This is a genomic window from uncultured Aquimarina sp. (assembly GCF_947500065.1).
In the GTDB taxonomy this organism is placed as follows: domain Bacteria; phylum Bacteroidota; class Bacteroidia; order Flavobacteriales; family Flavobacteriaceae; genus Aquimarina.
In genome coordinates, this window is the sequence record NZ_CANMQT010000056.1 from 1 (window position 1) to 283 (window position 283).

Genomic DNA, 283 nt, shown 5'->3' on the forward strand with positions numbered 1-283 from the left:
GATACTCCTCAGATTGCTGCAGCAGACAACAATAATAGTTTCTCATTAGCACAGGCTTGGATCAATTTTAAGTTTGGCAGTGGTTGGTCTACTAAATTAGGAAGACAAGCACTCTCTTATGATGATCAAAGAATCCTGGGCGGATTGGATTGGGCAATGCAAGGAAGGTTTCACGATGCTGCTCTAGTACAGTATAAGAATGAAAGTGGCTTAAAGTTAGATCTTGGTTTTTCATTTAATCAAAATGGAGTAAGTACTGTAAATACATTATTTGATCCTAATA

General features: G+C 37.1%; 1 protein-coding gene. It reads left to right on the top strand.

What is annotated here, in order from left to right; all coding sequences use genetic code 11:
- Positions 1-283: alginate export family protein (locus tag Q0975_RS28420; RefSeq protein ID WP_299444384.1), on the top strand; the 283-nt coding region annotated here is incomplete at both ends.